Below are 20533 nucleotides of genomic sequence, written 5' to 3'. Positions count from 1 at the left end.
CGACCTGCACGCGGCCCGCGGCTCGGTCGAGCTGCCCGGCAGCGCGGCTGCCGGGCGCCGGCTGCCGTGGCGGCGGTCCGCGGTCGCGTCCGGCATCGACCTGCTCGACGTGCACGAGCGCAGCGCGCGCGTGCACCGGCGGTCGCTGCAGCAGCTCGACGGCGCCCTGGAGCCGGTCGTCGCGCTGCTGGCCGAGCGCCTACCCCGCTGACCGGGTCGGCGCGTCCGCCCCGTCCGCCCCGTCCGTCCCGTCCGCCCGGTCGGTCGGCGCGGGCGCCGCGCCCTGCGGCTCGGGTGCGGGCACGACCCGGCGGGCCAGCACCGACAGCAGCACCACGCACACCACCAGCACCGACAGCCGGCCCATCGCCTGCAGCAGCGACCCGCGCAGGAGGATGAACTCGTACCCGGCCAGCGCCGGCACGAGCAGCATGGTGGCCGAGGTCGACCGCGGGAACCGGCGGAGCAGCCGGTCGTAGCCGGCGTCGACGCGCCGCACGGCGACGCCCAGCAGCAGCATCGCCAGCACCATCCCGGCCAGGCCGAAGTCGAGCCACAGCTCGGCCCACACCGGCTCGGACAGGTTGACCAGGTTGTTGTTCATGTACTGGCCGATCTCGACCCCGGTGTCGATCGGCTTGCCCGGCCAGATCGAGCGCGGGACGGCGAACAGCACGGCCCCGAGCGCCTGGCCGCCCAGCGTGTGGCCCGGCCCGTCCTCGACGTAGGTGACGGTGTTCGCGAACATCGTCATCTGGTCGTAGTCCTTGGTGGCGATCGTCTCCAGGACGCCCAGCCCGCGGTACCGGTCGAGCGGGCCGTCCTCGTAGCGGAACACGTCGGCGAGCGGGAACAGCACCAGCGAGGCGAGCAGGCCGCCGAGCATGGCGACGCGGAACAGCTGCAGCCGTCCCGGGATCGCCACCAGGAAGATCGAGATGACCACGGTGAGGAACCAGAACCGCGGGTTCGAGATCGGGTTGTTGACCACCAGCTGGGCCCCGAGCGCGCCGAGCCAGACCGCCACGACGTGGGGGCGCCGGCGCGACGCGGGGTCGACCACCAGGCGGCGGGTCAGCAGCAGGAACAGCACGAGCACCGGGACGGTGCCCAGGGCGCGGATGGTGGCGCGACCGGCCTCGGACTCCTCGCCGCCGACCTGCCCGAGCTCGGCGGTGATGCCCTGGCGGCTGGTGAAGAAGGTGTCGAGCCCGACCGTCGCGACCAGCGCCGCGGTGCCCAGCACGGCCAGCACGGTCAGCGCCAGCGTCGCGGTGCTGGTGACCTCCCGGAACGCCGGGGGCGCCGCGGCCGGGTCGGGGTCGCGGCCCAGCCGGGTGCCGACGTCGAAGGCGACGCACCCGACCAGGGTGAGCACGACGGCGGTCAGCAGGTCGTCGCGGTCGCCGATCTGGGCGATCGGGGTGAGCCCGAGCACGACCTGGGCGAGGGGTGCGATGCCCATGGCCGTGTAGGTGAACAGCCAGAACACGGTGCGCAGCAGCGTCGGGACGGGGGACGCCACGGCCCAGGCGAACGAGGCGCCGACGTAGACCGTGAGGAGCAGCTGCACCCAGAACACGGTGTCGCGCGGCTCCTGCGTCGGCTGCAGCGCGATCAGGGCGGGGACGCCCAGCGCGAGCACGACGACCAGCGGCGGGCCCCAGGCCAGGCTGACCCGGGAGCCGTGCGCGGGGGACGCGGGGTCGGGCCCGGACGAGCGGTCCGACGCCGACGAGCGGTCCGACGCCGACGAGCGGTCGGGCGCTGCGGAGCGCCCGGGTGCCGGTGCGCCGGACGGCCGGGTCACCCCCCGAGTGTAGGAACCCGGGGCGACCCGCGACGGGCGATCAGGGTCGTTCGTCGGCGGGGTGCAGGCCGCGGTCGGTGAGCACCGCGCCGTCCGGCACGTCGCGGTAGCAGGTGACACCGGCCGCGACGACGGCCTCGCGCCCGACGGTGACGCCGCGGAGCACGACGGCCCGCGCGGCCACCCACGAGCCGTCGAGCAGGGTGATGGGGGCGTTGTCGAACTCGAACGTCGGGCTGCGGCGGTCGTGGCTGCCGGTGCACAGCAGCGCGTCCTGGGAGACGCACACGTCCGAGCCGATCGTCAGCCGCTCCAGGTTGAGCAACCAGGCGCCCTCGCCGATCCAGGTGTGGTCACCGACCTCGAGCTTCCACGGCCAGTGCACCTTGACGCCGGTGCGGATCAGCACGCCCTCGCCGACGCGGGCGCCGAACGCCCGCAGCACGCGCGGGCGCAGCCGCGGCGGGAACCACCACCGCCCGAACACCAGGTGCTGCACGGCGACCCACGCCGCCTGCACGTGCACCGGACGACCCTTGTCGTAGCCGGCGCCGGTGAACCCCGCGAGCGACCGCACGCCGACACCCCCTCCGCCGGCCGCGCGCGCGACCGGTGCCTGCGAGGGTACGGCGCCGGGGTCGCGACGGGTGCGGGGTCGGCGCGGGGCACCCCGTCAGGACCACACCTGGGCCGTGCACCCGAGGCGTGTGGGGCGTCCGGCGCGCAACCTCGTCCGTACGGGTGACGCCACCCGGGTCGATCCTCACGCACAGTCTCCAGGAACGCCCTCGCGGGTCCGACAGGTCATCTAACCTCGACATGTCGTCACCGTGGGCGACGGGGCGCGGGGACCGCGCCGGCTGCTTCGAGCGAGATGAGTGGACGATGCGTCGATGGACCCGGGCGGGCGCGATCGCGACCGCCGCGGCGGTGGCCGTGGCAGGCATGCTGGTTCCGGTCGGGGCGGCCTCGGCGGCCACCCTGCCCGACACGCTGGTGGCCGACGCCGCGGCCACCTGGCAGACCAACGGCATCGCCTGGGCGGTCGAGACCGTCGGCGACGTGGTCTACGTCGGCGGCACGTTCACCAAGGTGCGGCCCCCGGGCGTCGCTGCCGGCGGCGCGGGTGAGGTCACCCGCACCAACCTGGCGGCCTTCGACGCCGTCACCGGCGACCTGCTGCCGTGCGCGCCGACCTTCGCGCTCAGCACCGGCACCACCACGATCCGCGCGCTCGACGGCTCGCCCGACGGCACCCGCCTGTACGCCGCGGGTGCCTTCAGCAGCGTGAACGGCACCGGCGTCGCGAACGTCGTCGCCCTCGACACGACCACCTGCCAGCTCGCGGCCGGGTTCCGGCGCCCGAACGTGTCGGCCACGGTCCGCGCGATCTCGGCGACGTCCGACGCCGTCTACTTCGGCGGCGACTTCGGCACCGTCGACGGCCAGACCCGCACCCGCTTCGCCGCGGTCACCAGCGCGGGCACCCTGATGAGCGGCACCGCCGCGTTCAACCTGCCGGTCCGCACGATCCTGGCCGCCCCCGACTTCGGCCGCGTGCTCGTCGGCGGCGACTTCGGTACCGTCAACGGCGTCGCCGTCAAGGGCCTGGTCGCCGTGCACCCCACGACCGGCGCGGTGGTGCAGAGCTACCCCGGCTTCATCCCGAACAACTCGGTGCCGAAGGTCATCGTCCGCGACGCCCAGAACTTCTACCTGGGCGCCGAGGGCACCGGCGGCGGCGTCTTCGACGGCCGCCTGGCCGCCCGGCTGTCCGACGGCGTGATGCTGTGGCGCGACACCTGCCTCGGCGCCACGCAGGCGCTGACGGTGAACGACGGCGTGCTCTACAGCGGCCACCACGCCCACGACTGCAGCAACACCCCGGGCGGCTTCGCCGACGGCAAGCGCCACCACATGCTCGCGCAGTCGGTCACCGACTCCACGATCCTGCCCTGGTTCCCCGACACCAACGGCGGTCTCGGCGAGGCCCTCGGCCCGCGCGCCATGGTGATGGGTGGCGGCGCGCTCTGGGTGGTCGGCGAGTTCACGACCGTCAACGAGCGCCCGCAGCAGGGCATCACGCGCTTCCCGGCGGGTCCCGACACCGGCTTCGTGAGCCCGCCGCTGCTGAGCGCGCAGAGCCTGCAGGCCGGCAAGATCACCGTCTCGTGGACGGCCGGCTGGGACCTCGACGACGACAAGGTCACCTACGAGCTGTTCCGCACCGGCACGACCGAGCCGATCTCGGTCCAGACCGTCTCCTCGCGCGAGTGGAACCGTCCGCGGATGTCCTTCACCGACACGGTGCCCGCAGGCACCTCGGCGAGCTACTCGATCCGCACGTCCGACGGCACCAACATCAGCCCGAAGGGCACCGTGGTGACGGCCACGGCCGCCACCACCTCGGAGCCGTACCTCGGCCCGGTGTCGAGCGACGCCCCGATCCAGCAGTGGCGCCTCGACGAGACCTCGGGCGCGGTGGCGAACGACTCCTCCGGCTCCGGGCGCACCGGCACCTACGCGAACGTCGGCCTCGGCCAGTCGAGCGCGCTGTCCAGCGGCAACGGGCGCTCGGCCACGTTCAACGGCTCGAACAGCCGGGTGAACACCACCGACACCGTGAAGCTGAACGAGCCCTACGCCTACACGCTCGAGCTCTGGTTCCGCACCACCTCGACCCGTGGCGGCAAGCTGATCGGCTACGGCAACAGCCGCACGGGCACCAGCAGCAGCTACGACCGGCACCTGTACCTGAACAACTCGGGCAACATCTTCTACGGCAACTACGACGGTGCCATCCGCACCATCAAGAGCCCGGGCACCTACCGCGACGGCCAGTGGCACCACGTGGTCGGCACCACCGGTCCCGAGGGCATGCGCCTGTACGTCGACGGCCGTCAGGTCGGCGCCAACACCACCACCGGCGGCCAGCACTACTTCGGCTGGTGGACCGTCGGCGGCGACAACCTCGACAACTGGCCCGAGCGCCCCACCAGCCGCTACCTCAACGGCGGCATCGACGAGGTCGCCGTCTACGACAAGCAGCTCACCTCGTCGCGCGTCTTCGAGCACTACCGCGAGGGCCGCCCGACCGGCGTGAACGACACCCAGGCGCCGACCACGCCGACCAACCTGGCGGCCACGACGTCCTCGGCCGTCGCGAACCTGACCTGGACGGCGTCGTCGGACAACTACCTGGTGGCGGGCTACCAGATCCACCGCTCGGCCACGCCCGGCTTCACCGCCGACGCGAGCACGCTGGTCGGCACCTCCGACTGGCCCCGCTTCAGCGAGAGCGGCCTGCCGGCCGGCACCTGGTACTACCGGGTGGTCGCGGTCGACGGCGTCGGCAACACCAGCGGCGCGTCGGCGCAGACCTCGGTCTCGACGAGCGACACGCAGGCCCCCACGGCCCCCACGTCCGTGACCGCCAAGGGCTACGGCTCGGAGGTCGACGTGACCTGGACGGCCGCGACCGACGACACCGCCGTCACCGCCTACGACGTGCACCGGCTCTCGTCGCCCGACCAGCCGCTGGGCAGCGGCACCCTGGCGGGCACGACCATCGGCACCGCGTTCACCGACACCGGCGTGCCCGCCGGCACCTGGTACTACCGGGTGGTGGCGCACGACGCCGCGAACAACTCGAGCCCGGCGTCGGCGCCCGGCCAGGCGCTGACCCGCTACCAGCCGAGCTCGCTCGACCTCGACGGCGCCGACGCGCTCGCGCCGACGCCGACGTTCACCACGACGCAGTCGGGCACGTCGACGATCGCCGGCGCCACGCTGGTCGGTCCGGACGACGCGCGCTTCACCTACCTCGGTGCGGCGGGCTTCACCAAGGGCACCACCTTCCCGGACACGCTGTTCGTGCAGCCGAGCTCGCGGTACCCGAACCAGCGGGGGTCGCAGCCGGTGTACTCGGTCGACTTCACCACCAACGCCTCGGTGTTCGAGGTCTACACGAAGTACCTGAACGCCTCGCAGCAGACGATCCAGGTGCGGGTCGACGGCAAGCGCACGACGGTGACGCCGCGCCTCGTCGGCGGCACGACGCTGGGCAGCCGCCTGGTCTACAAGGTCGACCTCGGCTCCAGCGCCACGCGCCGGATCACGCTCGAGACCTCGTACACCCCGTTCGGCGGCGTCTACCTGCCGTCCGGCGCGACGCTCACCAAGAGCCCGGCGCCGGCGACCCGGTGGATGGTGGTCGGTGACTCGATCACCGGCGGCTCCGGCGAGAACACCGGCAGCGGCAACGGCACCTGGCCGTCGCAGGCGGGCTCCTACCTGGGCTGGGCCGACGGCTGGAACCAGTCGATCGGCGGCACCGGCTACGTGGTGCCGGGGTCGGCGACGACCATCGGCAACCGGGTGGCGCAGGACGTCCTGCCCTACGCCCCGGAGCGGCTCGTGCTGTGGGCCGGGTACAACGACCAGCTCGAGAGCGACACGGCCGTGAAGAACGCGGCCGCGGCCGTCCTGGCGCAGGTCGCGTCGGGCTCGCCCTCGACGACCACGTACGTGGTCGGCCCGTGGGTGCAGTCGGGCAACCCCTCGCCCACCAGCGTGCGCACCGACGAGGCGCTGCGCGCCGCGGCCCGCGAGGCCGGGGTGGCGTTCGTCTCGCCGCGCACCGGCACGGTCTACGGCGTCGACGGCGCCGTGGTCGCGACGCAGCGGCCGTGGATCACCGGGACGGGCAGCACCGCCAACCCGGTCGGTGACGGCAACGCCGACCTGTACGTCGGCGCCGACGGCGTGCACCCGAACGACGCCGGCCACCGCTACATCGCCCGCCGGATGGCGCTGGCGCTGGAGCAGGCGCTGGTGTCCGAGCCGGTGCCCGACACCACGGCGCCGACCACGCCGGGTGCGCCGGCGGCCACCGTCAGCGGTGACGACGTGTCGCTCAGCTGGGCGGCCTCGACCGACGACACCGAGGTGACGGCGTACGACGTGCACCGCACCGCCGGTGCCGCCGACCCGCTGTCCGCCTCGACGCTGGTGGCGACCGTCACCGGCACGTCGACGACCGAGATGGACGTCGCCCTCGGCACCTGGCACTACCGGGTGGTGGCGCGCGACGCCGCAGGCAACGTCTCGGCGACCTCGCCCGCCACGCAGGTGGTCGTCGACACCAAGCCCGACCCGGTCACGGTGACGGTGGGCGCGTCCGCGGACACCTACCTGAACTCGGCCGCCGCCTCGACCGCGTTCGGCGCCTCGTCGACGTTCCTGGTCGACGGGAGCCCGAACACGGTGGGTCTGCTGCGGTTCGCGCTCCCCGCGGCGCCGCCCGGCCTGACGCTGACCGGCGCCACGCTGCAGCTGCGCACCTCGGCCGCGGAGTTCGCGACCTCGGTCGACCCGATCACGGTCACCACCGCGGGCGACACCTGGGACGAGACGACCGTGACCTGGGCGTCCAGGCCGTCGTTCGGGACCACGGCGCTCGGCACCCTGCCGCCGGCCGCCGCGATCTCGACGACCTACACGGCCTCGCTCGACGTGTCGCAGCTGGCCGCGGGCAGCTCGACCTCGCTCGCGCTGCAGATGACCGGCGGCGACAACGCGCAGTACCACAGCCGGACGGCTGGTTCCGTGGCGAACCGCCCCGTCCTGGTGCTCACGTACTCGTAGCCTGGGCCGACGGGCCGGGGGACCCAGCGGAACAGGAGCCGGGATGAGGATCGTGCACGTCGTCGCCTACGTCGACGAGGTGGGCAGCTACGGCGGCCCGCTGCGGGTGGCGGTGAACCAGGCCACCGAGCTGCGCTCGCGCGGGCACCAGGTCGTCCTGGTGGCGGGCGCCGCCCGGGGCCTGGCCCCCGCGGCGGCCGCCCGCAGCACCGGCGGGCTGCCGTCGGTGCTGCGGCGCTCCTTCCAGCTCGGCCGCGGCGGCGGGTTCGCCGCCCGGTGGGCGCCCGGGGTGCACCTGTGGCTGCTCCGGCACGCGCGCGGGGCCGACGTCGTGCACGTGCACCTCGGTCGCGACCTCACCACGGCGCCCGCGGCCGCGCTGCTGCGGCTGCTGCGCGTCCCGTACGTCGTGCAGACGCACGGCATGGTCGACGCCTCGAGCCGGGCGGTCGCCCCGCTCGTCGACGGTGCCGTGATGCGCCCGGTGCTGCGCGCCGCCCGCCGCGTCCTCGCCCTGACCCGCCACGAGGTCGAGCGGCTGCGGCCGGTCACGGGTCCGGACGCCGCGAACGTCGCGCTGGTCCCCAACGGGGTCGGCGCGCCGACCGGCCGCCCGGAGCAGGCCGACGACGGTGCGGTGCCCGAGGTGCTGTTCCTGTCGCGCCTGCACCACCGCAAGCGCCCGCTCGCGTTCGTCGACGCCGCGCAGCGGCTGCGGGCCGAGGGCGTCCGCGCCCGGTTCACGCTGGTCGGCCCGGACGAGGGCGAGCTGGCCGCCGTCCAGCAGGCCCTGGCGGCCCGGCCCGACGCGGACGGGCTCGTCACCTACGCCGGTGTCGTCCCGATGGACGCGACCGCGGCGCGGATGGCCGCGGCCGACGTCTTCGTCCTGCCTTCGGTCGACGAGCCGTTCCCGATGGCGCTGGCCGAGGCGATGGCGCAGGGGCTCCCGGTCGTCTGCACGCGCAGCAACGGGTTGGCGCCCTACGTCACCGACGGCGACGCCGGGCTCGTGGTGCCCGACGACGACGCCGACGCGCTGGTCGCGGCCCTGCGCGCGCTGCTCGACGACCCCGCGGACGCGCGCCGGCGCGGCGCCAACGGCGAGGCGGTCGTCCGCGACCGGTTGAGCATCGCGGCGGTCGCCGCGCTCCTCGAGGAGCTCTACACCGACCGCACCCCGGCGGCGACCGCCGGATGAGCCGACCGGCCACCGGCGCCGCCGACCGCAGGTGGACGCGGCGCGGCGCGACCCTCGTCGACCAGGTGGTCTCGAGCGCCTCGAACCTGCTGGCGGTGCTGCTGGTCGCCCGCTCGCTCGACGCCGACGGCTTCGGCCGGTTCGCCCTCGCCTACGCCATCGTCGTGGCGGGCCTCGGGGTCAGCCGGTCGTGGTTCGGCACGAGGCTGTCCCTCGTCGACGACCCGGGCGCGGTGGCCGAGGAGGTGCGCGGGGCCACCGGCGCGCTGCTCGTGCTGGCCCCGGCGCTCGTGCTGGTCGTGCTCGTCCCGTCCTGGCTGCTCACCTCCGGCAGCGACCCGGTGGTGCTGGTGGCGGTGTCGCTGGCGGCGCCGGTGGTCTGCCTGCAGGACGCGCTGCGCTTCGGCGCGGTGTCGCAGGGCAGGCCGGCGGTCGCCCTGGCCTCCGACGCGGTGTGGCTCGTGGTGCTGCTCGCCGCGCTGCCGCTCGCCGGGCGGGCCGGCGCGGGCGCGGTGCTCGGGCTGTGGCTCGGGGCGGCCGTCGCGGCGCTCGGCGTCGCCGCGGTCGCGCTGCGGGTGGTCCCCGACCTGCGCGGCGCCGGGCGCTACCTGCGCACCCGGCACCCCACGAGCGAGTCGCTCTCCTACGGGACGCTGGTCACCCTCGGCGCCGGGTTGGTGGTGACGAGCACGGTGACGGTCGGCCTCGGGCCGGCGGCGGCCGGCGCCCTGCGGGGCGCGAGCACCCTGATGGGCCCGCTCAACGTGCTGCACGGCTTCGTGAACATCGCCCTCACGCCTGCACTGGTGCGCCGCGGCCGGTCCGGCGACCTGCGCAGCTGCGCCGCCGTGGCCGGCGCCCTGGTCGCCGTCGTCGCCGTCTGGGGGACCGTCCTGCTGCTGCTGCCCGACGACTGGGGACGGGTGCTCCTCGGCGACTCGTGGGCGGGCGCGTCGACCGTGCTGGCCTTCACGGTGGTCGAGTACGTCGGCGTGATGACGGCGGTGGCGGCGGTGCTCGGGCTCAAGGTGCGCCACGAGGCGGGCATGCTCGTGCGGCAGAAGACCGTGGTGGCGCTGCTGACGGTGCTCGGCGGCTGCGCCGCCGCGCTGCTGGCGCCGGACGTGCGCTGGGTGGCGGCCGCCCTCGCCGCGGCTGCGGCGGTGTCGGCGGTCCTCGGGTGGCGGCACCTGCGGGCGAGCGCACGGCGTGCCCCCCTCCCGGCCGTCGAGGCGGAGGCCCCTCACCCGAACGGGTGAGAGCGCCTCGGTCGTCCCGCGCCGCGATCCCACCCATACCGGGCGGCGGCATCGTCCGAACGTGCGGAACGGTCACGTTCGGTGTCGGACAAGGGCTTTCGGTTCGTACGCTCGGGACCGCACGCAGTCCCCGGGAGCAGGAGCCAGCCATGCCCACACGACGTCGCACCCGTGCCGCCTGGCTGGCGGCGCTCAGCGTCCTGCTGCCGTTCCTCGTGCAGGTGCCGAGCGCCTCCGCGGCCGACCTGCCCGCCACCTTCAGCGCCGACCCGCTGCCGACGTGGCAGACCAACGGCGCGGTGTGGGCGCTGGAGCAGATCGACGGCGTCGTGTACGTCGGCGGGGTCTTCACCCAGGTGCGGCCGCCCGGGGCCGCCGAGGGCGCCGCCTCGTCGGTGGCCCGCAACAACTTCGCGGCCTTCGACGCCGTGACCGGCGCCCTGCTGCCGTGCAACCCCTCGATCACGCTGCCGAACGGCTCGCCCGGCGTCTTCGCGCTGGAGGCCTCGCCGTCCGGCGACGTGCTCTACGTGGGTGGTCGGTTCAGCCGCGTCGGTGCCACCTCCGTCGCGAACCTCGTCGGCCTGGTCCCCGGCAGCTGCGCCCTCAGCCCGACGAGCACGTTCCGCCGCCCGGCCCTGAACGGCCCGGTGCGCGCGCTGTCCGCGGCGAGCACGGGGCTGTACGTCGGTGGCGAGTTCGGCATCGCCGACGGCCAGACCCGCACCCGGTACGCCGCGTTCTCCCGCGCGGGCGTACTCAAGTCGGGCGGCGTGACGCTCGACGGCACCGTCCGCGCGATCGTCGCCGCCCCGGACTTCGGCAAGGTGATCGTGGGCGGCAACTTCCTCACCGTGAACGGGGCGTCCGTCCGGGGCCTGGTCGCGGTCGACCCGGAGACCTCGGCGGTCGAGCACACCTTCCCGGGCTGGATCCCGGCGAGCTCGGTGCCCAAGGCGCTCGAGCGCGACGGCGACAGCTTCTACCTCGGGGACGAGGGCAGCGGCTTCGGCGTGTTCGACGGCCGCGCGAAGGGCGACCTGGCCACCGGCCAGATGATCTGGCGCGACAACTGCCTCGGCGCCACCCAGGCGCTCGCCGTCGACGACGGGGTGCTCTACGCGGGCCACCACACCCACGAGTGCATGCTCACGCCGGGCGGGTACGCCGAGGACGGCTTCCGCAACCACCTGACGGCGCAGGACACCACGACGAAGGAGCTCATCCCGACCTTCTTCCCCGACACCAACGACGGCGTCGGGACGGCCCCGCAGGGCCCGCGCGCGCTGACCGTGGCCGGGGACGTCATCTGGGTCGGTGGCGAGTTCACCACCGTGAACGAGGCGGGCCAGCGCGGGCTGACCCGGTTCGGCCGCGCCGACACCGGCTCGACCTTCGCGCCGGCGCTGTCGGTGAGCACCGCGAAGGCAGGCTCCAACGTGATCAGCTGGATCCAGGCCTTCGACCGCGACGACGACGCCCTCACCTACGAGCTGTTCCGCAACGGCACGCTGATCAGCTCCCAGACCACCCGCTCGCGGGAGTGGAGCCGCGGCCAGATGTCGTTCGAGGACACCGGCGTCTCGCCGGGCCAGAGCGCCTCCTACCGGATCCGTGTGGTCGAGGCCGACGGCGGCAACGCCGGCTCCCAGGGCACGGCGGTCACCGTCACCACCTCGGGCGGCTCCGGCCAGGGCTACGCCGGCGCCGTGCTGGCCAGCGACCCGTCGCTGTACTGGCGGCTGGACGAGACGGTCGAGCAGGACGCCCGCACCCGCACCGGCGAGCTGTACTACCGCGCCCGCACCCTGGACGCCTCGCCGAACGCCCGCCAGGGGACGGCCGAGCGCGGGTACACGACGCTGAGCCCGGCCGGGTACGCCCTCGGCGGCCCGAGCGCGCTCGCCGACGGGTCCGGCCGCTCGATCACGTTCTCCGGCACCACCGGTCGCGTGGCCGAGGGCTACACGAACGACTTCCGCCCGGTCCAGGACGGGCCGGCCACCTACAGCACCGAGCTGTGGTTCCGCACCACCGGGAGCACCGGCGGACGGCTCGCCGGGTTCGGCGACCGGCGCACCGAGGCGTACGAGCGCGTGCAGCCCTCCGGCACCGCCCCGGCGGCGCCCCCCGTCTACGACGACTCGCAGAGCACGAAGACCGACCGGCTGCTCTACCTGAGCGACACCGGCCGGGTGGTCTTCGGCACCCTGAACGGGTCGACGAAGGTCACGATCCGGTCCGGCACCGGGTTCAACGACACGCAGTGGCACCACGCGGTCGCCACGTCCGGCCCGGGCGGCATGCGCCTGTACGTCGACGGGGTGCTGCGGGCGAGCGGCACCAGCGCCGCGAACGCCGTGTACCCGGGGTACTGGAAGGTCGGCTTCGACACCCTCTCGGGCTGGGCCGACCGTCCCGCGAGCTCGGCGCTCAAGGGCGGGGTCGACGAGTTCGCGGTGTACCCGCGGGCGCTCTCCGCAGCCGAGGTGGCGACGCACTACGTCGCCGGCCGGCCGGGCGCCGCGATCGACGTCACGCCGCCGTCCACGCCGGGTGCGCCCGACCTGTCGCGGACCGCCCAGACCGTCACCGCCACCTGGGCGGGCTCGACCGACGACACGGGCGTCGTCCGCTACGACCTGTACCGCTCGAACGACCCGGGGAACCCGGCGTCCTGGCAGCTCGCCGCGAGCTCGCCCACCACCGCCGCCGTCGACCCGGTGAACCCCGGTGGCACCTGGACCTACCGGGTCGTCGCCGTCGACGCGGCGGGCAACGAGAGCGCGCCGTCCGGTGGCACGTCGATCGAGGTGCCGGTGCCGCCGGTCTCCTCGACGGTCACCCTGACGCCGACGGCCGACACGTACGTGAACTCCGGGCTGAAGACGACGAACTTCGGCACCGCCACGAACGTGATCGCCGACTCCGACCCGCAGCAGTACGCGATGTACCGGTTCGTGCTGCCGTCCGCCCCGCCGGGTGCGGTGCTGACGGGCGCCGAGCTGCGGGTGCGCACGACCTCGTCGGCCTCGGCCAGCTCGGTCGACCCGCACCAGGTGCGGTTCGGTTCGGACGGATGGGTGGAGACGACCGTCAACTGGAACAACCGGCCCTCGGCCGATGGGGCGGTCCTGGGTCAGATCCGGGCCGGGACGGGGGTCAACCAGACCTATGCTGTGCCACTGGACGTGACGGCGCTGCTGCCCGCGCTCGGCTCCACCAGCACCGTCGCGGTGGTGCCGCTCGGGCCCGACTCGCTCCTGCTCACCACGCGGGAGTCGGCGGCCGGCTCGCGTCCGCAGCTGGTGCTGACGTTCAGCGGCCCCTGACCGGACGACGGGGGGTCGCCGACGCGACGAGGGGGGACGCATGGCCGGCACGATCGGCTACACCACGGGTGTCTACGACATGTTCCACGTCGGGCACCTGAACATCCTGCGCCAGGCGCGCGAGGGCTGCGACTACCTGGTCGTCGGTGTCACGACCGACGAGCTGTCGGAGTCGCGCAAGGGCAAGCGCCCGATCGTGCCGTTCCTCGAGCGGGTCGAGATCGTCCAGAACGTGCGCTACGTCGACGACGTCGTCCCGCAGTCGCACATGGACAAGATGGAGGCCTGGCGCAACGTCCGCTTCGACGTGATGTTCGTCGGCGACGACTGGAAGGGCACACCGCAGTGGGACGCGCTGGAGCGCGAGTTCGCCGAGGTCGGGGTGCGCATCGTGTACTTCCCCTACACCGAGCACGTGTCGAGCACGCAGCTGCGTGCGAAGGCGTTCGGTGAGTGAGGTGGGCGTCCGGCAGAGCGTGCGCGAGCTGGCCGGTGCGCAGAAGACCGCGCAGGGGGTGCCGGCGTACACCCTGCACGTCAACCGCCCGCTCGGACGCCTGCTCGCGGCGCTCGCCCACCAGGTGGGGCTGACCCCGAACCACGTCACCGCCGCCAGCGCCGTCCTGACCGTCGCCGGGGCGGTCCTGCTCGCAGCGGGGCCGCCGTCCGCGGTCCGCTCCGTCGGGGCCGCGCTGGTGCTCGCGCTGGCGTACGCGCTCGACTCCGCCGACGGCCAGCTGGCCCGGCTCCGCGGCGGCGGTGGCCCGGTCGGCGAGTGGTTCGACCACGTCGTCGACGCCGGCAAGACCGTGCTGGTGCACGGCGGCGTGCTGGTCGCCGCGTACCGGTTCACCGGCGCCGACGACCGGCTCCTGCTGCTGCCGCTGCTGTTCGTGCTGGTCGGCGTCGTCACCTTCAGCAGCACCCTGCTGGTCGACCTGCTGCGCCGGTCGGCGGGCCGGCCGCGCGCGGGCGCCGGTCGGGGCGGGCGCTACGGCGCCTGGCTCAAGCTGCCCGTCGACTTCGGTGTCACCTGCCTGGTGGTCGCGCTGTTCGGCACCGGGGTGTTCTGGTGGGCCTACGGCCTGCTCCTGCTCGGGGCGACGGGGTACCTCGTCCTGCACCTGCGCCAGGCGACGAGGGAGCTCGCATGAGGATCGGCTACACCTCCGGCGTCTTCGACCTGTTCCACGTCGGGCACCTCAACGTGCTGCGCCGCGCCCGGCTCGACTGCGACTTCCTGTTCACCGCCGTGACCACCGACGAGGTCACCGAGGAGGTGCTCGGGGCGCCGCCCACCGTCCCGTACGCCGAGCGCCTGCAGCTGGTGCGCGCGGTGCGCTTCGTCGACGCGGTCGTGGGCAAGGACACCGCCGACACCCGGCAGATGTGGCACCGGCTGCGCTTCGACGTCGTCTACAAGGGCGGCGACTGGAAGGGCGACGACCGCGGCGTGGCGCTGGAGGCCGAGCTGGCCGACCTGCCGGTCGAGATCGTGTACTTCCCCTACACCCGGCACACCTCGAGCGAGCGGCTGCGCGAGCTGCTCGGCTGACGAGCGGGCCCGTGCCCGCCGTCCACGCACCGGGACGACCGTCCCGTGAGGTGGACGCCCTGCCGGCGCCCGCGACGCGCCCCGTAGCCTGAGCCGGTGCACGACGACCACGCGCTCGCGGCCGCGCTCGCCGAGGCCGCGGGACGCCGGCTGCTCGAGGTCCGCGAGGGCGCCGACGGCGTCCCCGCCGCCGCCCTGCGCGACGCGGGTGACGCCGCCGCCCAGGACGAGCTCGCCCGGCTGCTGGCCGAGCACCGCCCCCACGACGCGGTGCTGAGCGAGGAGGCCGTCGACGACCCGGCCCGGCTCGAGGCCGACCGGGTCTGGATCGTCGACCCGCTCGACGGCACCCGCGAGTTCTCCGAACCGCCCCGCACCGACTGGGCCGTGCACGTCGCGCTCTGGCAGCGCGGCGCCCTCGCCGCCGGCGCCGTGGCGCTGCCCGCCGCCGGCGTGGTCTACCGCACCGACCGGCCGGCGACCGTGCCCGCCGCCGCGGCGGGCCCGCTGCGGCTGGCGGTCAGCCGCACCCGGCCGCCGGCGTTCGTGCAGGAGGTGTCCGCGCTGCTCGGCGCCGAGCTGGTGCCGATGGGGTCGGCGGGGGTGAAGGCCACCGCGGTGCTGCGCGACGAGGCCGACGCCTACCTGCACGCCGGCGGCCAGTACGAGTGGGACTCGGCGGCCCCGGTCGCCGTGGCGGCCGCGGCCGGGCTGCACACGAGCCGCGTCGACGGCTCGCCGCTGGTCTACAACCGGCCCGACCCGTCGCTGCCCGACCTGCTCGTGTGCCGTCCCGACCACGCCCGCACCCTGCTCGACGCCGTGGCCACCGTCACCGGAGGAGCCCCATGACCGCCACCCCCGCCCGCGACGGGCGGCAGTACCAGCTGAGCCAGCTCGACGTGCTCGAGTCCGAGGCGATCTTCATCATCCGCGAGGTCGTCGCCGAGCTCGAGCGGCCGGTGCTGCTGTTCTCCGGCGGCAAGGACTCGATCGTCATGCTCGAGCTGGCGCGCAAGGCGTTCCACCCGGCGCGCATCCCGTTCCCGGTGCTGCACGTCGACACCGGCCAGAACTTCGCGGAGGTGCTCGAGCACCGCGACGCCACGGTCCGCCGGCTCGGCGTCGAGCTGGTCGTCGCCAGCGTCCAGGAGGCGATCGACAACGGCTCGGTCGTCGAGCCGCCGGACGGCACCCGCAACCGGATCCAGACGCCGGTGCTGCTCGACACGCTCGAGAAGCACGGGTTCACCGCGATCTTCGGCGGCGCCCGGCGCGACGAGGACAAGGCCCGCGCCAAGGAGCGCGTGTTCTCCTTCCGCGACGACTTCGGGCAGTGGGACCCCAAGAACCAGCGGCCCGAGCTGTGGTCGCTCTACAACGGCCAGATCCACCTCGGCGAGAGCATCCGCGTCTTCCCGCTGTCGAACTGGACCGAGCTCGACATCTGGCGCTACATCGAGCGCGAGCAGATCGCGCTGCCGAGCATCTACTTCGCGCACGAGCGAGAGGTGTTCGAGCGGGGCGGGATGCTGTTCGGGGTGCACGAGACGTGCCGGCCGCGCGACGGGGAGCAGGTGCGCACCGAGCGGGTGCGCTACCGCACCGTCGGCGACGCGAACCTCACCGCCGCCGTCCGGTCCGACGCCGCCTCGGTCGCCGACGTGATCGCCGAGGTGGCCACCACGCGCATCACCGAGCGGGGCCAGACCCGGGGTGACGACAAGTTCAGCGAGGCCGCCATGGAGGACCGCAAGAAGGAGGGGTACTTCTGATGGACATCCTCAGGTTCGCCACCGCGGGCTCGGTCGACGACGGCAAGAGCACGCTGATCGGGCGGCTCCTCTACGACACCAAGAGCGTGCTCCAGGACCAGCTCGAGTCGGTCGAGCGGGTCAGCCGCGACCGCGGCGACGAGTACGTGAACCTCGCCCTGCTCACCGACGGTCTGCGGGCGGAACGCGAGCAGGGCATCACGATCGACGTCGCCTACCGCTACTTCTCCACGGCGAGAAGGAACTTCATCATCGCCGACACCCCGGGGCACATCCAGTACACCCGGAACATGGTGACCGGGGCGTCGACCGCCGACCTCGCGCTCGTGCTCGTCGACGCCCGCAAGGGCATCGTCGAGCAGAGCCGCCGGCACGCCTTCCTGGCGACGCTGCTGCAGGTGCCGCACGTGGTGCTGTGCGTGAACAAGATGGACCTCGTCGACTGGTCGCAGGACGTCTTCGAGCAGATCCGCTCGGAGTTCACGCAGTTCGCGGCCCGGCTGCGCATGCCCGACCTGACGATCATCCCGGTATCGGCCCTGCAGGGCGACAACGTGGTGACGCGGTCGGCGAACACGCCCTGGTACGAGGGCCCGAGCCTGCTGCACCACCTGGAGAACGTCCACGTCGCCAGCGACCGCAACCTCATCGACGTCCGCTTCCCGGTGCAGTACGTGATCCGGCCGCAGTCGGACGCGTGGCACGACTACCGCGGCTACGCGGGCCAGGTCGCCGGGGGCGTGCTGAAGAAGGGTGACGAGGTGATGGTGCTGCCGTCCGGCTTCACCTCGCGGATCGCCGCCGTCGAGACCGCCGACGGCGAGGTCGACGAGGCGTACCCGCCGATGTCGGTGACGGTGCGGCTCGAGGACGAGATCGACATCTCCCGCGGCGACATGATCTGCCGGCCGAACAACAAGCCGCAGGTCACGCAGGACGTCGACGCGATGATCTGCTGGATGGACGAGACCTCGCAGCTGCAGGTCGGTCGCAAGTACGCCATCAAGCACACCACCCGCACCGCGCGCACGATCGTCAAGGGCCTGAACTACCGGCTCGACGTGAACACGCTGCACCGGGACGAGGGCGCGACCTCGTTGGGGCTCAACGAGATCGGGCGCGTCAAGCTGCGCACGACGCAGCCGCTGCTGTGCGACGACTACTCCCGCAACCGCGCCACCGGCGGCTTCGTCCTGATCGACGAGGGCACCAAGCGCACGGTCGCCGCGGGCATGATCACCGAGCCCGCGGGCTGACCGGGGTCGTCCGTTCGGCCGGTGCCGCGCGGACGTCGTCGGGTGGGACCCTCGGCAGCACCCTGCGCGCCGGAGGTGCACCGTGCGAGTCCGTCATGCCCTGCTGGGCGCCGTCGTCGTCCCCGCCCTGCTGCTGGCCACGGCCGGTGCCCCGGCCGTGCAGGCCGAGGCGGGGTCGTTCCACCTCACCGCGGCGGGTGACCTCAGCTCGACGACGAACACGGCCGCGACGCTGACGAAGGTCGCCGACATCGCCCCCGACGCCCACCTCGCGCTGGGTGACCTGTCGTACGGCGCCACCGGCGCCGAGCAGCAGTGGTGCGACTTCGTCACCCAGCGCGTCGGCGCCGGGTTCCCGTTCGAGCTGCTCGCGGGCAACCACGAGAGCAACGGCCAGAACGGCAACATCAACGACTTCTCGGCCTGCCTGCCCAACCAGCTGCCGGGCGTGGTCGGCACGTACGGCCGCCAGTACTACGTCGACGTGCCGCAGGGGGCGCCGGTCGCGCGGGTGCTGATGATCTCCCCGGGCCTCACCTACCCCGCCGGCCTCCAGGGCTACGCGGCCGGCAGCGCCGAGTACGCCTGGACCGCGGCGGCGATCGACGGCGCCCGGTCGGCCGGCATCCCGTGGGTCGTGGTCGGCGCGCACATGCCGTGCCAGAGCATGGGCGAGTACTCCTGCCCGATGGGTGCCGACCTGATGAACCTGCTGGTGAGCAAGCGGGTCGACCTCGTCCTCAGCGGGCACGAGCACCTGTACCAGCGCAGCAAGCAGCTGGCGCACCGCGCGGGCTGCGCCACCGTCCAGGTCGGTGGCTACGACGCCGACTGCGTGGTCGACGACGACGCCGCGCTGGTCAAGGGTGCGGGCGCGGTGTTCGCCACCGTGGGCACCGGCGGCGTGCCGCTGCGCTCGGTGCACCTCGACGACACCGAGGCGGGGTACTTCGCGGCCTGGTCGGGCGTCGGCGCGTCCCCGTCGTACGGCGTGCTCGACCTCGACCTGCAGCCGACGAGCCTGACCGCGCGCTTCGTCGCCGCCACCGGCACGTACTCCGACGCGTTCACGATCACGGCGCCGACCGGCAACCAGCCGCCGCAGGCCGTCGTCGCGGCCCCGTCGTGCGCGGGCCTGCAGTGCACCTTCAGCAGCGCGGGCTCGACCGACCCCGACGGCACGATCGCCTCGTACGACTGGACGTTCGGCGACGGCGGCACCGGCACCGGCCCGTCGCCGACGCGCACCTACGCGGCACCGGGTACCTACCAGGTGGGCCTCACGGTCACCGACGACGACGGGGCCCAGCACACCGCGACGCGCGAGGTCGTGGTCACCTCCGGTGCGGCCGCGTTCGCGTCCGACGCCTTCCAGCGCACCGTCGCGACCGGGTGGGGGTCGGCAGACGTCGGCGGGCCCTGGGTGACGACGGGCACGGCGTCGGTCGCGGGCGGCGTCGGTCGCCTCACCGCCGGTGCGGGCGCCGGCTCGAGCGCGGCGCTGCGACCGGGTGACACCACCTCGACGGACCTGCTGCTCACGACCACGGTCGACAAGGCGCCCACGGGGAGCGGCTCGATGCTCTGGGTGCGGGCCCGACGGGTGACCGGTGCCGGCGACTACCGCTCCAAGATCTGGTGGCAGACGACCGGGCTGAAGGTGAGCCTGGTCCGAGCCAACGCCTCCGGCACCGAGACGCTGGTCTCGCCCACCGTCACCGTGCCCGGCGCGTTCGCGCCGGGCGACCGGGTGCGGGTGCGCACCCAGGTCACGGGCACCTCGCCGACGACCCTGCGCCTCAAGGTCTGGCGCGAGGGGACGCCGGAGCCCGCGGCGTGGACCACCACGGCGAGCGACTCGACCGCCGGCCTGCAGGTGGCCGGCAGCATCACGCTGTCGACCTACGTCAGCGGCAGCGCCACCAACGGGCCGGTGACGGTGTCCGTCGACGACGTCGTCGCGACGCCGTAGCCGCCCGCACGCAGCGGGCTAGGAGGGCGGCAGGTAGCCCCGGTCGCGCAGCAGGTCGAGCACGCGGTCGGTGGCCTGCGCCTCGGTCAGGTCGGAGGTGTCGACGGCCAGGTCGGCGTCGTCGGGCTCCTCGTAGGGGTCGCTGACGCCGGTGAACAGCGGCACCTCGCCGGCCCGCGCGCGCGCGTACAGCCCCTTGACGTCGCGGCGCTCGCACTCGGCCAGCGGGGTGCTGACGTGCACCAGCACCAGGTCGCCGCCCTCGGCCTCGACCGTCCGGCGCACCTCGGCGCGGGTCGACGCGTACGGCGCGATCGGGGCGCACACCGCGACGCCGCCGTGGCGGGCGACCTGGGCGGCGACGTAGCCGATCCGCAGCACGTTGCGCTCGCGGTCCTCGCGCGAGAAGCCCAGGCCCGCCGACAGCACCGTCCGCACGTGGTCGCCGTCGAGCAGCGACGTCCGGCGCCCGAGCGCCTCGACCCGGTCGACGAGGTGCCGGGCGACGGTCGACTTGCCCGACCCGGACAGTCCGGTGAGCAGGACGACGAGGCCGCGGCGCGAGGGCGGCGGGAAGCGGCGGGCGAGCTGGTCGTGCACGCCCGGCGCGGCGGGCAGGTCGCTCGTGCCGGCGCGGCGGTAGGCGCCGACCAGCTCGCGCCAGGCGGGCTCGTCGGCGTCGGCGGCGTGGTGGCGGTGCTGCTGTGGCTGTGGGTGCTGCACGCCG

Annotated in this window: 14 protein-coding genes and 1 pseudogene; 12 read left to right on the top strand and 3 right to left on the bottom strand. The window is 74.1% G+C overall.

The genetic code is table 11. The features are described from left to right. Positions 1–211: pseudogene (locus ACYVKY_RS19995) on the top strand (hypothetical protein); the annotation flags it as partial. On the opposite strand, the gene ACYVKY_RS19990 reads toward ACYVKY_RS19995, so the two are convergent. Then, complete coding sequence (locus tag ACYVKY_RS19990; RefSeq protein ID WP_460436744.1) at positions 200–1810, bottom strand: hypothetical protein; 1611 nt, start codon at positions 1808–1810, stop codon at positions 200–202. The pseudogene ACYVKY_RS19995 and the gene ACYVKY_RS19990 overlap by 12 nt on opposite strands. A gap of 40 nt (positions 1811–1850) precedes the next feature. Continuing rightward, positions 1851–2387, bottom strand: coding sequence for an LbetaH domain-containing protein (locus ACYVKY_RS19985; protein ID WP_460436743.1), 537 nt, complete (start codon positions 2385–2387; stop codon positions 1851–1853). Between the two features lie 308 nt (positions 2388–2695). Here ACYVKY_RS19985 and ACYVKY_RS19980 point away from each other — a divergent pair, with 308 nt between their 5' ends. From ACYVKY_RS19980 to ACYVKY_RS19930, 11 genes are all read left to right on the top strand, one after another. Next, positions 2696–7456, top strand: a complete 4761-nt coding sequence (locus ACYVKY_RS19980) for a LamG-like jellyroll fold domain-containing protein (RefSeq protein ID WP_460436742.1) — start codon at positions 2696–2698, stop codon at positions 7454–7456. Between the two features lie 43 nt (positions 7457–7499). Next, positions 7500–8657 carry a glycosyltransferase family protein gene (locus ACYVKY_RS19975; protein WP_460436741.1) on the top strand — a complete coding sequence of 386 codons (1158 nt, stop codon included), beginning with the start codon at positions 7500–7502 and terminating at the stop codon, positions 8655–8657. Continuing rightward, positions 8654–9916, top strand: a complete 1263-nt coding sequence (locus ACYVKY_RS19970) for an MATE family efflux transporter (protein ID WP_460436740.1) — start codon at positions 8654–8656, stop codon at positions 9914–9916. Before ACYVKY_RS19975 ends, ACYVKY_RS19970 begins: the two co-directional genes overlap by 4 nt. Positions 9917–10065: 149 nt before the next feature. Next, positions 10066–13248, top strand: a complete 3183-nt coding sequence (locus ACYVKY_RS19965) for a CBM96 family carbohydrate-binding protein (RefSeq protein WP_460436739.1) — start codon at positions 10066–10068, stop codon at positions 13246–13248. A gap of 40 nt (positions 13249–13288) precedes the next feature. Next, a complete protein-coding gene (locus ACYVKY_RS19960) occupies positions 13289–13705 on the top strand; it encodes an adenylyltransferase/cytidyltransferase family protein (RefSeq protein ID WP_460436738.1) in 417 nt (138 codons plus the stop codon). A 1-nt stretch (position 13706) separates the two neighbouring features. Further along, positions 13707–14402, top strand: coding sequence for a CDP-alcohol phosphatidyltransferase family protein (locus ACYVKY_RS19955; protein ID WP_460436737.1), 696 nt, complete (start codon positions 13707–13709; stop codon positions 14400–14402). Then, positions 14399–14803: an adenylyltransferase/cytidyltransferase family protein gene (locus ACYVKY_RS19950; RefSeq protein ID WP_460436736.1), complete on the top strand. Its 405-nt coding sequence runs from the start codon at positions 14399–14401 to the stop codon at positions 14801–14803. Before ACYVKY_RS19955 ends, ACYVKY_RS19950 begins: the two co-directional genes overlap by 4 nt. A gap of 96 nt (positions 14804–14899) precedes the next feature. Beyond that, positions 14900–15655, top strand: a complete 756-nt coding sequence (locus tag ACYVKY_RS19945; RefSeq protein WP_460436735.1) for an FIG domain-containing protein — start codon at positions 14900–14902, stop codon at positions 15653–15655. Beyond that, positions 15652–16578: a sulfate adenylyltransferase subunit CysD gene (cysD, locus tag ACYVKY_RS19940; RefSeq protein ID WP_460436734.1), complete on the top strand. Its 927-nt coding sequence runs from the start codon at positions 15652–15654 to the stop codon at positions 16576–16578. The genes ACYVKY_RS19945 and cysD overlap by 4 nt, the downstream gene beginning before the upstream one ends. Further along, on the top strand, positions 16578–17834 hold the full coding sequence (cysN, locus tag ACYVKY_RS19935) for a sulfate adenylyltransferase subunit 1 (RefSeq protein WP_460436733.1): 1257 nt from the start codon (positions 16578–16580) through the stop codon (positions 17832–17834). Before cysD ends, cysN begins: the two co-directional genes overlap by 1 nt. Before the next feature lie 82 nt (positions 17835–17916). Then, positions 17917–19806 carry a PKD domain-containing protein gene (locus ACYVKY_RS19930; RefSeq protein ID WP_460436732.1) on the top strand — a complete coding sequence of 630 codons (1890 nt, stop codon included), beginning with the start codon at positions 17917–17919 and terminating at the stop codon, positions 19804–19806. An 18-nt stretch (positions 19807–19824) separates the two neighbouring features. On the opposite strand, the gene cysC is transcribed toward ACYVKY_RS19930, so the two are convergent. Further along, a partial coding sequence (cysC, locus tag ACYVKY_RS19925) for an adenylyl-sulfate kinase (RefSeq protein WP_460436731.1) occupies positions 19825–20533 on the bottom strand: 709 nt, incomplete at its 5' end.

This window comes from Angustibacter speluncae (genome assembly GCF_054777815.1).
Note: the sequence above shows the minus strand (reverse complement) of the source record. Positions and strands in the feature narration are given on the sequence as shown.

Excerpts from the sequence above, each read along its gene's own strand:
- ACYVKY_RS19980 (WP_460436742.1), top strand. The coding sequence starts at position 2,696 with ATGCGTCGATGGACCCGGGCGGGCGCGATCGCGACCGCCGCGGCGGTG.
- ACYVKY_RS19975 (WP_460436741.1), top strand. The coding sequence starts at position 7,500 with ATGAGGATCGTGCACGTCGTCGCCTACGTCGACGAGGTGGGCAGCTAC.
- ACYVKY_RS19970 (WP_460436740.1), top strand. The coding sequence starts at position 8,654 with ATGAGCCGACCGGCCACCGGCGCCGCCGACCGCAGGTGGACGCGGCGC.
- ACYVKY_RS19965 (WP_460436739.1), top strand. The coding sequence starts at position 10,066 with ATGCCCACACGACGTCGCACCCGTGCCGCCTGGCTGGCGGCGCTCAGC.
- ACYVKY_RS19960 (WP_460436738.1), top strand. The coding sequence starts at position 13,289 with ATGGCCGGCACGATCGGCTACACCACGGGTGTCTACGACATGTTCCAC.
- ACYVKY_RS19950 (WP_460436736.1), top strand. The coding sequence starts at position 14,399 with ATGAGGATCGGCTACACCTCCGGCGTCTTCGACCTGTTCCACGTCGGG.
- cysD (WP_460436734.1), top strand. The coding sequence starts at position 15,652 with ATGACCGCCACCCCCGCCCGCGACGGGCGGCAGTACCAGCTGAGCCAG.
- cysN (WP_460436733.1), top strand. The coding sequence starts at position 16,578 with ATGGACATCCTCAGGTTCGCCACCGCGGGCTCGGTCGACGACGGCAAG.